This window comes from Peribacillus sp. P4_D6, assembly GCF_056401795.1.
Genome location: NZ_JBFUIQ010000099.1, coordinates 1 through 14,382, shown reverse-complemented (window position 1 = coordinate 14,382; position 14,382 = coordinate 1). Strand labels below are relative to the sequence as shown.

17 protein-coding genes and 1 pseudogene are annotated in these 14,382 nt (G+C 41.4%); 1 reads left to right on the top strand and 17 read right to left on the bottom strand.

The genetic code is table 11. From position 1 onward, the window contains the following. From AC1DVB_RS20740 to AC1DVB_RS20715, 6 genes and pseudogenes are all read right to left on the bottom strand, one after another. Window positions 1-191, bottom strand: a pseudogene (locus AC1DVB_RS20740) (CCA tRNA nucleotidyltransferase); the annotation flags it as partial. A 13-nt stretch (window positions 192-204) separates the two neighbouring features. Next, on the bottom strand, window positions 205-1,344 hold the full coding sequence (bshA, locus tag AC1DVB_RS20735) for an N-acetyl-alpha-D-glucosaminyl L-malate synthase BshA (RefSeq protein ID WP_057276300.1): 1,140 nt from the start codon (window positions 1,342-1,344) through the stop codon (window positions 205-207). 7 nt (window positions 1,345-1,351) lie between these two features. Next, window positions 1,352-2,062 carry a bacillithiol biosynthesis deacetylase BshB1 gene (gene bshB1, locus AC1DVB_RS20730; protein ID WP_057276299.1) on the bottom strand — a complete coding sequence of 237 codons (711 nt, stop codon included), beginning with the start codon at window positions 2,060-2,062 and terminating at the stop codon, window positions 1,352-1,354. Continuing rightward, window positions 2,046-2,471 (bottom strand): methylglyoxal synthase, encoded by a 426-nt coding sequence (locus tag AC1DVB_RS20725; protein ID WP_048681639.1) that lies wholly within the window; start codon window positions 2,469-2,471, stop codon window positions 2,046-2,048. Before AC1DVB_RS20725 ends, bshB1 begins: the two co-directional genes overlap by 17 nt. 18 nt (window positions 2,472-2,489) lie before the next feature. Next, on the bottom strand, window positions 2,490-3,290 hold the full coding sequence (dapB, locus tag AC1DVB_RS20720) for a 4-hydroxy-tetrahydrodipicolinate reductase (protein WP_057276298.1): 801 nt from the start codon (window positions 3,288-3,290) through the stop codon (window positions 2,490-2,492). Continuing rightward, complete coding sequence (locus tag AC1DVB_RS20715) at window positions 3,283-3,678, bottom strand: nucleotide pyrophosphohydrolase (RefSeq protein WP_223255836.1); 396 nt, start codon at window positions 3,676-3,678, stop codon at window positions 3,283-3,285. Before AC1DVB_RS20715 ends, dapB begins: the two co-directional genes overlap by 8 nt. 131 nt (window positions 3,679-3,809) lie before the next feature. Between AC1DVB_RS20715 and AC1DVB_RS20710 the strand changes: the two genes are divergently transcribed. Then, entirely contained in the window at window positions 3,810-4,682 is an 873-nt protein-coding gene (locus AC1DVB_RS20710) for a YitT family protein (protein WP_034307964.1), read from the top strand. 136 nt (window positions 4,683-4,818) lie between these two features. Here the strand turns inward: AC1DVB_RS20710 and AC1DVB_RS20705 are convergent, their stop codons facing one another. The 11 genes from AC1DVB_RS20705 to AC1DVB_RS20655 all read right to left on the bottom strand — a co-directional run. Next, complete coding sequence (locus AC1DVB_RS20705; protein ID WP_048681645.1) at window positions 4,819-5,493, bottom strand: zinc metallopeptidase; 675 nt, start codon at window positions 5,491-5,493, stop codon at window positions 4,819-4,821. Between the two features lie 85 nt (window positions 5,494-5,578). After that, window positions 5,579-6,364 carry a sporulation protein YpjB gene (gene ypjB / locus AC1DVB_RS20700; RefSeq protein WP_057276297.1) on the bottom strand — a complete coding sequence of 262 codons (786 nt, stop codon included), beginning with the start codon at window positions 6,362-6,364 and terminating at the stop codon, window positions 5,579-5,581. Window positions 6,365-6,483: 119 nt separating this feature from the next. After that, window positions 6,484-7,080, bottom strand: coding sequence for a lipoprotein heptaprenylglyceryl N-acetyltransferase LhaT (lhaT, locus tag AC1DVB_RS20695; RefSeq protein ID WP_098186643.1), 597 nt, complete (start codon window positions 7,078-7,080; stop codon window positions 6,484-6,486). A 169-nt stretch (window positions 7,081-7,249) separates the two neighbouring features. After that, entirely contained in the window at window positions 7,250-8,017 is a 768-nt protein-coding gene (locus AC1DVB_RS20690; RefSeq protein ID WP_034307972.1) for a menaquinol-cytochrome c reductase cytochrome b/c subunit, read from the bottom strand. A 56-nt stretch (window positions 8,018-8,073) separates the two neighbouring features. Further along, complete coding sequence (gene qcrB / locus AC1DVB_RS20685; protein ID WP_034307974.1) at window positions 8,074-8,748, bottom strand: menaquinol-cytochrome c reductase cytochrome b subunit; 675 nt, start codon at window positions 8,746-8,748, stop codon at window positions 8,074-8,076. A gap of 3 nt (window positions 8,749-8,751) precedes the next feature. Next, entirely contained in the window at window positions 8,752-9,258 is a 507-nt protein-coding gene (locus AC1DVB_RS20680; RefSeq protein WP_057276295.1) for a Rieske (2Fe-2S) protein, read from the bottom strand. A gap of 160 nt (window positions 9,259-9,418) precedes the next feature. Then, window positions 9,419-9,880, bottom strand: a complete 462-nt coding sequence (locus AC1DVB_RS20675; protein ID WP_057276294.1) for a YpiF family protein — start codon at window positions 9,878-9,880, stop codon at window positions 9,419-9,421. Between the two features lie 161 nt (window positions 9,881-10,041). After that, the gene (locus tag AC1DVB_RS20670; protein ID WP_034307987.1) at window positions 10,042-10,593 is read right to left on the bottom strand and encodes a ReoY family proteolytic degradation factor; all 552 of its coding nucleotides are present in this window, start codon (window positions 10,591-10,593) and stop codon (window positions 10,042-10,044) included. A gap of 41 nt (window positions 10,594-10,634) precedes the next feature. Continuing rightward, window positions 10,635-11,906, bottom strand: a complete 1,272-nt coding sequence (locus AC1DVB_RS20665) for a tetratricopeptide repeat protein (protein WP_057276293.1) — start codon at window positions 11,904-11,906, stop codon at window positions 10,635-10,637. A gap of 369 nt (window positions 11,907-12,275) precedes the next feature. Next, on the bottom strand, window positions 12,276-13,562 hold the full coding sequence (aroA, locus tag AC1DVB_RS20660; protein ID WP_057276292.1) for a 3-phosphoshikimate 1-carboxyvinyltransferase: 1,287 nt from the start codon (window positions 13,560-13,562) through the stop codon (window positions 12,276-12,278). A gap of 22 nt (window positions 13,563-13,584) precedes the next feature. After that, on the bottom strand, window positions 13,585-14,382 hold a 798-nt coding region (locus AC1DVB_RS20655; RefSeq protein ID WP_477590733.1), incomplete at its 5' end, for a prephenate dehydrogenase.

The following is a 14,382-nucleotide window of genomic DNA, read 5'->3' as shown; positions in this document are numbered from 1 at the left end:
ATTCCGATATCAGCCGTATTAGGAAAAATCCTTTTGATTTCCTGGGGTGTTGCGGAAGTAGCGATGTCCACATCGTTTATTGTCCTGCCAAGGATATAATCCCTTACAGAGCCGCCAACGAAATAAGCCTCATATMCTGCTTCTTCAATCAATTCCAGAATGGGTACTGATTTCAAGAATAACCGATCCATCAGCGTCTCCTCCCTATTCCATGGATTTACCTTCAAGTGCTTGAATGTAGATGGCTTCATACTCTGACATAATCGTATCACTATGGAAAGCAGTATTGGCCCTTTCCAGCGCAGCTTCAGAAAAGCGTTTATGTAAACTCGGGTCGCTTAAAAGTCCAACCGCTTTTTCAGCAACCATTTTGACATCTCCCAATTCACAAATATAACCAGTCTCCCCATCAACGATGACTTCAGGTATTCCCCCGATATTCGTCCCGATACAAGGAACTCCACATGCCATCGCCTCGAGCAACACAAGTCCGAAACTCTCTTTTTCCGATAACAGGAATATCAAATCACTGATTGAATATAATTCCGCAAGGTTATCCTGCTTACCAAGGAACAAGACCGCATCATCGATTCCAAGATCTTTAGCCAATTTCAATACGGTTGTCACTTCCGGCCCATCTCCTACGAGCAGTAGCTTTGCAGGCATTTTCTTTTGAGTTAAATAAAACGCCTGGATGACATCTTTCACTCGCTTGACCGAACGGAAATTCGAAACATGTATGATCACTTTTTCATCTTCCCTGATTCCGTATTCATCCTTAAGGTAATCTGAATCGGATTTATGGTACTCTCTTTCATCAATGAAATTATAAACGGTTTTGATTTCCTTATCCGGCGCGATTAATTCGTGCGTTTGCTGAACAAGGGAATTAGATACTCCTGTAACGACATCTGATTGCTCTATGCCGAATTTAATCAAATTGGTCAATGAGGGATCCTGGCCCAAAACGGTGATATCCGTACCATGCAGTGTCGTTACGATCTTTACTTCATTACCTGACATCTGCTTTGCAAGGATCGCACAAACAGCATGTGGAATTGCATAGTGAACGTGAAGGATATCTAATTTTTCCCGTTTTACGACATCCGCCATCTTGCTCGCAAGCGCCAAGTCATATGGCGGATATTGAAAGACTGAATATGAGTTCACTTCAACCTGGTGATAAAAAATATTACAGTACATCTTATTTAAGCGAAAAGGGATGCTTGAAGAAATGAAATGTATTTCATGTCCTTTTTCTGCAAGCATCTTACCTAATTCAGTTGCTACGACACCAGAACCCCCAACTGTCGGGTAACAGGTAATTCCAATTTTTAATTTCATAAGATTATTATTCTCCTAACAAGTCGGCATCGATCAGTAACGGTTTTTTTGTCATGAATCCCTCCGCAAAGGCGACACCCACTTCTTTGCCAAACATCCGCTCCCGTGCCTCTACAGTCTCGATATAGCCATTAACTAACGGTGTTTCTACAGATACCTGACTTTTTTCGAATTGGCTCCCATATGCCCTAAGGCTATCCAGCTTTTTCGATATTGTAGACGTGATATCCACGACGAAGTCCGGTTTGTGAAACCCATTGATCATATAATAGTGCATATTTTGGATACGATGGGAACCCAGACCTTCTTCTTCCATATACTTTCTTACTCCTGCCGAAAAAACTGCTTCCTCGACTAATTTGGCACAGTTACCATGATCGGGATGGCGATCTTCCAAAAATGGTGCAAATACAAGTGCAGGTTTATATTGGCGAATGACCGTGATGATTTGGTTTATGTATTCCGCCTTCATGTATAGTCCCCTGTCGGGTAGATCAAGGGAAATCCTCTTCACCCCAAGGATTTCAGCAGCCTTATCGGCTTCCTCTTGCCGCAGTGGAACGGTTCCATTGGACGACATTTCAGCTTTTGTCAAATCACAAATGACAATTTTCCTGCCTTGTTGCACATATTTAGCGATTGTGCCACCCATACCGATTTCAACATCATCAGCATGTGCCCCGAAAGCCAGGATATCTATATTACTTTTGTTTATCATTTATCTCACCTTGTTTTTGCCGTAGTTTTAGCCAGTCCATATACCCATGTTTCAAACCTTGTATGAGCACTTCTGCAGTGCCCATATTTGTTGCCAAGGGAATTTCATATACATCTGATAGGCGGATAAGCGCAGATACATCAGGTTCATGCGGCTGTGATGTCAAAGGATCGCGGAAAAATAGGACCATGTCCATTTCTCCGCGAGCAATCATTGCACCTATTTCCTGATCTCCGCCAAGAGGTCCTGAATGAAAACGATGGACAGGCAGTGATACTTCTTCCATGATTCGTTTCCCAGTCGTACCTGTTGCAAATAATTCATGCTGTTCAAATACATCTTTATAGGCTGTCACAAATTGAATGATATCTTCCTTTTTCATATCATGGGCAATTAAGGCAATTTTCATCGTAAATCCTCCTGATCCCTATTCAATAATATTTTCCAAGCCGTATACAAGAACATCCAATTTCATGACCGTATCGACAGCAAGTTTGACTCCTGACATGAAGGAAGCTCGATTAAAGGAATCATGCCTAACCGTCAATAGCTCTCCATCACTTCCGAAAAGCACCTGTTGATGGGCAACGAGTCCCGGTAAACGGACACTGTGGATATGCATGCCATCTACATTTGCACCTCTTGCCCCCTGGATGGTTTCTTTTTCATTAGGGTGCCCCTGTTGTTTTGTTTCACGTACCGCTGCAATCATGTCTGCCGTTTTGGAAGCAGTTCCAGAAGGTGCATCCAGTTTTTGATCATGGTGCATTTCTATGATTTCCACATCCGGGAAATACTTTGCGGCCATTTGGGAAAACTTCATCATCAAAATGGCGCCAATTGCAAAGTTTGGCGCGATGATGCAACCAATGCCTTTTTCTTTTGTCAATGAATCCAGCTTTGCTAAATCTTCTTTTGTAAAACCAGTAGTTCCCACTACAGGGCGGATGCCATGATTAAGTGCCGTTTCTGTATGGAACATGCCCACTTCCGGTGTGGTCAAATCGATCAAGACGTCTGCCTCTACAGAAGAAAAGCATTCATTTATATCAGAAAAAACCGGAGCTTCAATCCCGTGAAAACCTTCTATTGCGGAAAGGCTTTCCCCGTTATACTTGCGATCTATGACAGCTGCCAATTCAAACCCTTCTGTCCTATGTACAAGCTTCACCGCTTCATTTCCCATTCTGCCTCGTGGACCTGCTACAATCACTTTCACTTTACTCATCTTTACCTTCCTCCTCCATTTCCTCTTCTTTTCTTGTCCATCTATCTTTATCGCGGGTTGTGAATTTTTCCATGACCAAATCATGCGAGTTTTGAAGATCAATCCCTAAAGAATTGGCAAAACAAATCAACACAAAAAGCATGTCCCCCAATTCCGCTTCAATGGTATTCTCTTCCTCTGTCGCCTTCTTTGGTTTTTCACCATGGTAATGATTGACTTCCCTAGCCAATTCCCCAAGTTCTTCAGACATGCGGGCGAGCATGGCCAGAGGGCTGAAATATCCTTCTTTAAATTGTCCTATGTATCGGTCGACTTCCGCTTGCATTTGTTGGATCGTCTTTTGCTTTTCCATATGAGTCACCCATTCTTGATTTTCGTTTTCAAACATCATACCTTCTCCATGTTAGCTAAAAGTGAAACAGATGACAACAGATACGTTTGGAATCAAAATTGCCCATAGTTGGTTAATTAGTTATAATAAGTAAATTAATGCTATGCAAACCTTTGGAGGTATGGGACATGCTTTTGGGCTTAAAATTGAAAAACATCATATTTATCCTTTTTGGGGCTGGAATATTCGCTTTTGGCCTTGTGCATTTTAACATGCAGAACAACTTGGCCGAGGGCGGATTCACTGGCCTCACCTTGATTATATATCAACTTATCGGGATAAATCCTTCTTATTCTAATTTGATTTTGAATATTCCCTTATTTTTAATTGGGTGGAAATATTTAGGGCGCACATCTTTCTTTTATACGATTATCGGAACGGTTGGCCTCTCCGTTTGGCTTTGGGTTTTCGAGAGATACGAATTTGAAATCAATCTCGGTAATGATTTGATGCTTGTGGCATTGTTTGCCGGGGTCTCGGTTGGTGTCGGGCTGGGCATCATTTTTCGTTACGGCGGTACAACAGGCGGAGTGGATATCATTGCCCGTTTTGCCCATCGTTACTTAGGGATGGGCATGGGTCGGACCATGTTCATCTTTGATGCCGTCGTCATTGGCCTGTCCATCCTTACCTACCTGGATTACCGGCAAGCGATGTATACCCTCGTTGCCGTTTTTATAGGTGCCCGAGTAATCGACTTTATGCAAGAAGGAGCCTATGCTGCTAGAGGTGCAATGATCATTAGTGACAAAAACAAGGAAATTGCCGAAAAAATCATGAATGATATGGAGCGGGGCGTAACTGTGCTAAGGGGATATGGGTCCTTTACACGCAATGACCGGGAAGTCCTCTATTGTGTTGTTGGGAAAAATGAGTTAGTCCGCTTAAAAAATGCCATAACTTCTGTGGACCCTCATGCGTTTGTATCAGTCAGTGAAGTTCATGACGTATTGGGTGAGGGCTTTACCCTTGATGAGAACAAGAATCCCATTGAAAGGTGATCCATTGACTGTACATACCGATTGAAGGCAACCCTTATGAATGTTGCCCTGTCCAACTGAATTTTATTAGCAATGTGCAGCAGATACTCTTAAAAATGAAAAAAGGACCCCATCCCAAGATGGTGTCCTTTTCTCATTAATCTTCTTCCCTCATTCCTGTATACATAAGCAGAAGACGAACTAATTCCAGTACGGCTACAAGAGCGGCAGCAACATAAGTCATCGCAGCAGCACTTAATACTTTTTTCGTTTCCCGTTCTTCATCGTTCCGGATGACCCCGGCGGAAACGAGTTGATCCATCGCCCTAGAAGAGGCATTGAATTCAACCGGCAGGGTAATCACTTGGAACAATACAGCAGCTGCCATAAATACGATACCCGCCAATAGCAACCCAGGAATTGAAGCTAACATCCCGATTAAAATCAAAATCCAAGATATGTTAGAGCCAAAATTAGCTACCGGTACTAATGCATGACGGAAACGCAAGAATGCATAGGCTTCTTTATCTTGAATCGCATGTCCAACTTCATGGGCTGCTACCGCTACACCGGCAACTGAATGGCCGTGATAGTTATCCGATGATAAACGCACCGTTTTATCCCTTGGGTCATAATGGTCCGAAAGCATTCCAGGTGTCTCTTCGACCCTGACATTGAACAGTCCATTTTGATCTAAAATGGCCCGCGCCGTCTCAGCACCGCTCATACCGGAAGAGGCCGATACCTTTGAATATTTTTTATATGTGCTTTTCACTTTCATTTGTGCATAAATCGGGATTAAAATGATAATCGCCAAATAAATGAAATACATGGTATCCTCCTATAACTATTATTACTCTTAATTCTATGGATTGAAGGCAACCGTGTCAAATATAGTGTTCTCTTCCCCTGTCTATTTAATCATTATGTTCTTTCCTTGGTTTTTCCCTATCACCTTTATATTTTCTCCAGCCTACATAAGAAAGCGTCATGATAATGATTGAGCCTGTCGATATGATGACCCACCAAAGGGAAGGATCTGCATCATCTTCACCCATATCATCAAAAATGGAAGTTAGTTCGTTTTGCAACGCATCCAGTTCCTTCTGACTTGCTCCATCACTGATTACCTCCGGACGGTATTGGTTGATGTATTGAATCCTCGTGTCCAGTTGCTGCATCGTTTCTTTAGAAAGGTCGACTTTCAAGCTTGGATATATCATTTCATATTGTGATAGGAATAAGTTCAATTGGCTATTGAAGGTAATTGTGTCTTGATTGATCGCGGCATTCTTTGTCTGCTGGAAAGAATTCATCATTTGATCCTCCATCTCTGTCCAAAGAGGCTGATGGGTGGACTTGACCGCATCAACAACAAGCCGGAACTTTGTAACAGAATTAACCTTTTCGGAATCTCCCTTGTTCATATCCTTTATTGTCATCAACGCCTCATTATGAGCTACAGTGATAATTCGAAGTTCGTCCATGTCAAGGATCTGCTCTTTCGCTGTCTCTTTTAAAAACCGGTCAGAAAAAAACGTCAGCATCTTTTCCGAATCTCCATATCGCTTCAACTTGGTCATTTCCAAGGCTCTATCGGAAATGTTATCTAATTGCTCCAAACTTGAAGAGGATTCTGCATAGACAGGGAAATGTAAGACGACAAATAAAACAGCAATGGTTAATATGAATTTTTTCAACATGCTACTCGTCCCTCCTCATATCTCTACTAAAACGATATGAAAGAAAAAACATGAGTAGACCTCGTTCATCATAAAAAAGTTAACCCTGCTTTTACAAAGCTGTATTTAGAGTTAACTTTTTAATGGATGAAGGATAGGGTGGTCCGCTTTTTTCTATATCCAAAGTACCAGCCGACAAAAATGGATAGTATACTGAGCCAAAAAGTGAAATAACCTATCGAATTCATAAATACCAATAAATCACGATAAATTGGCATCATTTCGAAAACATAATCGATTATGTCATTATGTATGGTCCAAATCCCTGCCACTATCAAATGCCAAGGTTTTATTCGATAAAATGGTGCATATAATACCCCCTGTATCGCCATCCCCAAATGAGAAGCCATTAACATATAACCTTCCCATGGCAATGAACCGGTTGTCACGAAGGTCATCAAATTCATTGCAACCGCCCATATTCCATATTTGAATAGTGTTATGATCGCCAACGCTTCCATAAGTCCGAAATTCCTTCTTAACAGGAACCCCAATAAAACAAATACAAAGAACAGGCTAGCTGTCGGGCTGTCCGGCACAAATGCCAAAAAAATCGCCGGAGTGTTTTCCAATTGACTACCATACCAATAATATCCATAGGCAGTACCGAATATATTTATTAATAATAACAAAGCGAGCATTTGCCGGTTTGCAAGCAAACTGTAAATAACATTCATTCTTTTACCCTCACTTACATTCTCAAGTATATTCATTTTACAGGCCATCAACCAGAAAACCAAGTATTCATTTCAAATTCCTCTCATATACGCTTCAATTTACCAATAAAAAAGCCGACAACCGTAGTCGTCAGCTTTATTTGCAGCCTATGAAAGAAATTGAAGTTTATTACTTTGTCGATAAACCAGATACAAATTCAGCTAATGTTTTCAGTTCTTCATCTGTACCTTTGAACATGCCAGCTGGCATGGCACCCTGGCCTTTGACTGCGATTTTAGAAATTTCTTCTGGCTTCAATCCAGTGTCAATTAAGCTAGGCGCTCCTGCTCCACCAGTTAATTCTGCTCCGTGACAGCTAATACAGCCATTAGAATCCATCAGTTTATACCCATCGCTCTCTTTATCAATGTCTGCACCTTCCACGATGGCTCCTTGCTTCTTGGAAGCTTCCCAATCGTGATGGGCTGCGGACTCCCATGTTAGATAGAAAACGCCGGCCATTGCCAATAGCATGAAGCCTACAGCAAAAGGACGTTTCGCCGGGCTCCGCTCTGGACCACGATCTAGAAAAGGTGCCAAGAGCAACGCTCCGAAAGCCAAGCCGGGTATTACCATGGACCCGATAGCATTATAAGGACCTGAAGCATAGGTATACTTAAGTAATTGGTAAAGGAATAGGAAATACCAGTCCGGCAGTGGAATATACCCTGTATCTGTTGGATCTGCTATCCTTTCCAATGGTGACGGATGTGCGATTGTCAGGCAAAGGTAGCCTACAAGAAATACAGCTCCTACCATCCATTCTTTTAAAAGGAAATTAGGCCAAAATGCTTCAGTTTTCCCAGGATATTCTGAATAATCTTTCGGAATATTCGGTTTACGGTCCGCGGAGATACGCGAGTCACCTACGAATTTCATACCTTTCCCACGATGCATTGAACAATTCCCCTCCTTTATGAAAAGGTTTTTTTGGATTTTGGTTCACCATTCTTTTATAGCGGACCTGAAATACCTTGTTTTCGGATCATCAGGAAATGAGCCGCTAGTAAAGCAAATAATGCTGCTGGCAGGAAGAATACATGAATTGCAAAGAATCGTGTCAATGTCTGTGCTCCAACGATGGTTGGATCTCCTGCTATCAATGTCTTGAGTGCCGGTCCCATCAACGGTACCGATTCGACAATTGTCAACGTAACTTTCGTTGCGAATAGCGCTTTCATATCCCATGGCAATAAATAACCAGTCAAGCCTAATGCCAGCATGATGAAGAAAATCAATACGCCGACCATCCAGTTCAATTCACGCGGTTTTTTGTAAGCTCCCTGGAAGAAGACACGAAGAGTATGTAAAAACATCATAACGATAACTAGACTTGCTCCCCAGTGATGCATACCACGGACAATTTGACCGAAGGCAACTTCATTTTGCAAATAATAAACAGATTCCCAAGCGTTTTTAATGTCCGGGACATAGTACATCGTCAAGAACATGCCTGACAAGATTTGGATGACCGTAATAAAGAAAGTTAACCCACCAAAACAATATACGAATGCAGAAAAATGATGTGCGGGGTTAACATGTTCAGGAACCTCATGGTCAGCAATATCCCGCCATAACGGCGTAATATCTAAACGCTCGTCCACCCAGTCATATAACTTTGTTAGCAATGTTTACGCCTCCCCGTGCGGTTTTAGTTGACCCAAATAAAGTATTCCATCTTTTTCTTTCGTGTCAAAGACATCCAATGGTGAAACTGGCGGTGTCCCTTTCACATTCACCCCATCTTTCGTATACCTGCCGTAATGGCAAGGACAGAAAAATTGATTCGGATTAGTCTTATCCGTATTCCACCCTACCGTACAGCCTAAATGTTTACAGATTGGAGATAAAGCAACGATCTTACCATCATCCGTTTTGTAAACCCAAGCTGTATTTGTTTCTTCAGACTCATACCACCCATCGACCTGTTTAAAACTAAAGTCGACACGGGTTGGTTCGGTAGTGAGTTCACCTACCTTTTGCTTAGTTGCAACGTAATCCCCGCCTTTATCAGCTGATAATACAGGATCAATTGCAAACCTAACCATAGGCATCAACATACCGGCCGCCATAAATCCACCAACGCCAGTAAGTGTGTAATTAAGGAATTGACGTCGTGAAACATTATGCTTGCTCATGCGTTTTCCCCCCCTCTATTACTATACTGAGAGCCCAAAGGACCAATAAATAGCGACACTATAAAACTAGGACATTTCCATGATATCTCAATAATTTACCAAGGTCAATATTTGTAAAACCCAAAAGGTGGCAACTATGTGTCAAATAATGCGAAAAATCCTACTTTTTTTCATTTTTCCAATTATAAGAGAAAATATCAAGGATTTGGATAACTTGCTGGTTAATCATTTCCCTTGCTTGTTCAATTTCAAGCCCCTCCAAGGGAATGGCAGGAATCCATACTAAATTATTTTCTAATTCCCGCTCTTCTTTTTTCCACTCGAAATCCGATGTAAGAAAGAAAACATGCTCGAAATTATTTTCTTTCACTTCATTGGCCCAACGCTTTAACCGTTCAACCTTATCCATTTCATCACTTAAATAATGAAATGTCGGCAATAAAAGAATTCTACCTTTCATCTGCTTTTCAATTTCCAAGCTTAAAATGGTAAGAAATTCATTCATTGAGCCCGTTTGCTTCATTTGCCCTTTAAAAGATAGGGGAACCAAAGGAATCAAAACGGTATCCACATACTCTTTTGATTGCATATACATGTCAAGATCTTTTGCTGTCCATTTCATGTTTTTTCTTCACTCCCGATTTTTGAATCAACTCCTTATCATTTTACCATTATTTTTATAACATCTTTACCATATACCCATAGTCTTTACAAAAATGTGGATTTTATCAATGTTTTATAAAAAATAAAAACCTTTCCTGTTTAAGGAAAGGTCAATTTATTTCATCCAAGTACTTTCAATTGATTCAATTGTTCGGTTAAATCCTTAAATGCTTGTTCATCATGCTTATCAAGTGCTTCATCGATTTCCTTAAGAAGACGGTCCCTTTGAAAATACAACATGCTTCTTTCTAAAAATTGTTCAGCTAGCAGCTGATCTTTTTCATTCGATGCCGTCGATTTCGGCATGAAGGGATTATGCTCGAGTACCGCTGCATATTGATAGGAAGAGTAAGACGATTTAAAATTAAGCTGAATATAAATGTCTTCGTCCCGATTTAAACGGATATCATGAAAAGATTTCTCTGCATCGGTCGTCATGATATTGGACTTATAGAACCTGAAAGGGACCTCATCCACACAATGTGTCGACATGATCAGTCCACGTGGGCAATATTGTGCATTTTCTACAAAATGAACCTTTTTCATCAGTTGATCATGACTCATTAAGTAATTCAATATCCACACGCATTCTCTTCGTTTCAGTTGATAATGATTTAAGAACCACCGAATAAAATCCTTCTTCTCATTCACAGAAACAGGGGCAGCCACCATGAATTCCCTCCTCTGTCTTGATTTAGTTTTATTTCACTTATCTACATTTCCTCTGTGCTTTCACCTAGCCGCTCCAAGATCATTGCATACTCATCATTCGCCGGATTCATCTCAAGCAGCTTATTAAATACTTCTCTAGATGTGGCTCTGTCTCCTTCTTCAATTAAAAAGAAACCATAATCTTCAAGGAAATCTTGATTGCTCTTGAATGAATTATATGCTTTATGATAGCTGGTTAATGACTCTTTAAATTGTTCGGTATGCTGATAAGATACAGCAGCAATCCAATCAAACTGAGGATCATCCTCTCCATATCGCCTTACTTCACCTATACACTCCAATACATCTTCATACCTTTCTTGGTGCATATACAATTTCAAAAGGGTGAGTGCAGCTTCCAGATATCCCGGATCAATGGCAAGTGCTTCTTTAAATAGATTTTCAGCCTCTTCGTCAAGCCCGCTTTTCAAGGCTATTTTACCACCGAAGAAGTAAAGTTCCTTATTGAATTCATCAGCCTTGATTCCTTCTTTGACCGTTTTCAAGGCATTTTCGAGATCTTCAAGATGTTCATAACTCTTTGCCAGGTACAAATATAGTGAATGATATTCATGATCTAATTCTTTCAGTTCAATAAACTTTCGTACGGCTGTCTCATAAAGACCTGCCTGAAAAGCTGTAAATGCATATTCAAATAGAGTATTGATTTCAAGTCCGTCCTTCAAGGCCTTCTCAAAGTGCGGAAGGGCCTCCTCGAACTTGCCCGAGCTGCTTAATGCTTCAGCAAGCCTCTGATTGACATTAACACCAGCGATTTCTTGTTCCTGTTCCAAAACCTTTATGTAATTTGCAATGGCTTCCTGATCCCTGCCTTGATGAAAGAACAGTTCAGCTAGTGCAAAATCAATGATGATCTCATCTGGAAGCATTTCCTTAGCCTGCAGTAATTTCCGTTCGCTGACCTCATCCATCCCCTGCAATTGATAAAGGTCCGCTTCCAAAAGCAAAGCACTTGGATATACTTCATCATCTGCACTTACTTTTTCAAGCATCARCATCGCTTCATCTTCCTGGTCCATATCAATTAGGATTTCCGCCAACGAAACAATCAATTCTCCTTCATCGGGATAGAGTTGCAGCAGATGTTCAAAAAGATCCTTTGCCTCTTCTGCAAAGCCAAGCTGGAGCATTTCTTCGGCCAGCAATAAAATGTCCTCTGCTGACTCTGATGATTTAATTCGATTTATATGTTTAAGAGCTTCTGTTAATTCCCCTTTTTTTAAATGCTGTATAACTTGTTCCACTGTGTTCATTGTTGAATCCTTCCTTTTGCATGATAGACTTGGTCCCTAGTCATACACACTCACGCCATAATGTAACATACTCTGCCATTAAGAACAAAATACCATGYAATCGCGAGATGCATAGTAAACAGTATTCATTAGTTTACCATACTGCAGCCTTGTATTCCATCGATGAAGTCCCCTCCCATTCTCATTAAAAAAAGGTTACTAGTTAATTCTCCATGCTACGGTAAATCTCCTTTTTGATCTTGAACCCCTTTTTCATTATTTTCACTATCAATTCAGGTACAAAACACCCCTGATGTTAGCGCTTTCAACACTTTTAAGCATTTAAAAAAAGTTTACAGACCAAATAAGGTATGTAAACTTTTTTTATATTTACTTTATCAATTGCGTCAAATGCCCAAAAAATTGTGGATATGATACATCGATGGCATCAGGGTCGGCAAGTTCCACTTCCCCATCCGTTATCAAAGCCGCTACAGCAAGCATCATCCCGATACGATGATCCCCATGGCTTGTAACCATACCTCCATTCAGGGCTTTACGGCCTTTGATGATCAATCCGTCTGCTGTCGGGGTTATATCTGCCCCCAGGATGGAAAGCTCATTTGCAACAGTATCAATTCTATTCGTCTCTTTCACTTTTAATTCTGCTGCATCCTTGATCGTCGTTATCCCTTCTGCCTGTGTCGCCAGAAGTGCAATTACCGGTATTTCATCGATGAGACGGGGAATTAAATCACCGCTGATGGTCGTTCCTTTTAATCGGGAGCTTCTGACCGTGATGTCACCTGCAGGTTCTCCCTCGCTCGTCTTCTTCTCTATCGTGATATCAGCCCCCATCGATTTCATGACTTCGATGATTCCAGTCCTTGTCGAATTAAGGCCCACATTCTTTAATACCACTTCACTATTTTCCGTAATCGCTGCAGCCACCATGAAGAAAGCTGCCGAAGAAATATCACCCGGCACATGGATGGCCGTCCCTTTGAAGACTTGATTTCCGCTTACTTTAATCGTATGGCCGTCCTTTTCGATTTTACCGCCAAACTCCTGGATCATTCGTTCTGTATGATCGCGGGTCTCTTCCGGTTCGATAATGATCGTTTCACCTTCTGCCTGTAAACCGGCCAAGATTATCGCAGATTTCACCTGTGCACTCGCTACAGGCAATTCGTAGCGAAACCCTTGTAATTTGCCTCCTCTTATGGCGAGGGGGGTATATTCGGCTCCTTTTCGGCCATCAATGGTTGCTCCCATCTGACGTAGAGGGTTGACTACCCGGGTCATTGGACGTTTGGCTATCGATTCGTCACCTGCCAAAACGGCTGAAAAATCCTGTCCTGCCAATATGCCCATCATTAACCTGATCGTGGTACCAGAATTTCCGACATCCAGTACTGATTCAGGTTCCTTTAATCCATTAAAACCTTTGCCTTCAATTTTGACGTGCTGGCCATCTTGTTCAATATGGACTCCAAGCTGCTTAAAACAGGAAATCGTACTTAAACAATCAGCTCCTGGAAGAAAATTAGTTACTGTCGTTTCCCCTTCGGCAAGGGCTCCAAACATTATCGAACGATGGGAGATCGACTTATCTCCAGGTATGGCAATCGAACCACGCAATGTTTGGATTTTTGTTTGTAATTTTTTAGTATTCATAAAACCATCCTTCCCTATATTATTATGCCAGGATCGTTTCATAATCTGTATGTCTTGAAATACACTCCGCAGCTTTTATGCGATCAACATCCGTTTGGAAACTGATGACCAGCACACCGTATATCTCTTCCCTGGTTTCAATGATCCTTATGTTTGTAATGCTGATACCTTCTTGTGCCAAATATCCGGTAATCTCAGAAATTATTCCGGCATAATCCGGTATATCGATATATAAATCATAAAACGCTGGTATGGCGCCTTTCGCATGTGTCGGCAAATCATCCCTGAAAATCTTGGCATCGGTAAAGAATCGAAGGATTTCTTCACTTTCTTCATTCGCAACCAGACCTTTTATATGCTCCATTTCATTCAGCCAATCATTCATTAATTCAAGCAGCACATCCCGGTTATGTAACAAAATGTCACGCCACATTTCCGGACTGCTTGAGGCGATTCTGGTAATATCCCGGAATCCACCTGCTGCGAGCCTTGAAATCAACTTGTTTTCCTTACTGTAATTTTCTGCCTGCTTAACGAGCCCTGATGCGACAATATGCGGAAAATGACTAATGACCCCAGTCAGCTTATCGTGTGTGGCAGGACTAACAATAAGAAAGTTAGCTCTTGTCCCCTGCAGCCACCCTTTCAGCTGCTCAACTTTTTCTTCTTTGATGGTGTCCCCGGGAGTAAGCAAATAAAATGCATGTTCGAATAAATGTAATTTGGCTGCCGCAGCGCCACTCTTATGGGAACCAGCCATAGGGTGCCCCCCGATGAAGGCCACCCCTTTATCTATCAATGGTTTCGCTGCCTTAACGAC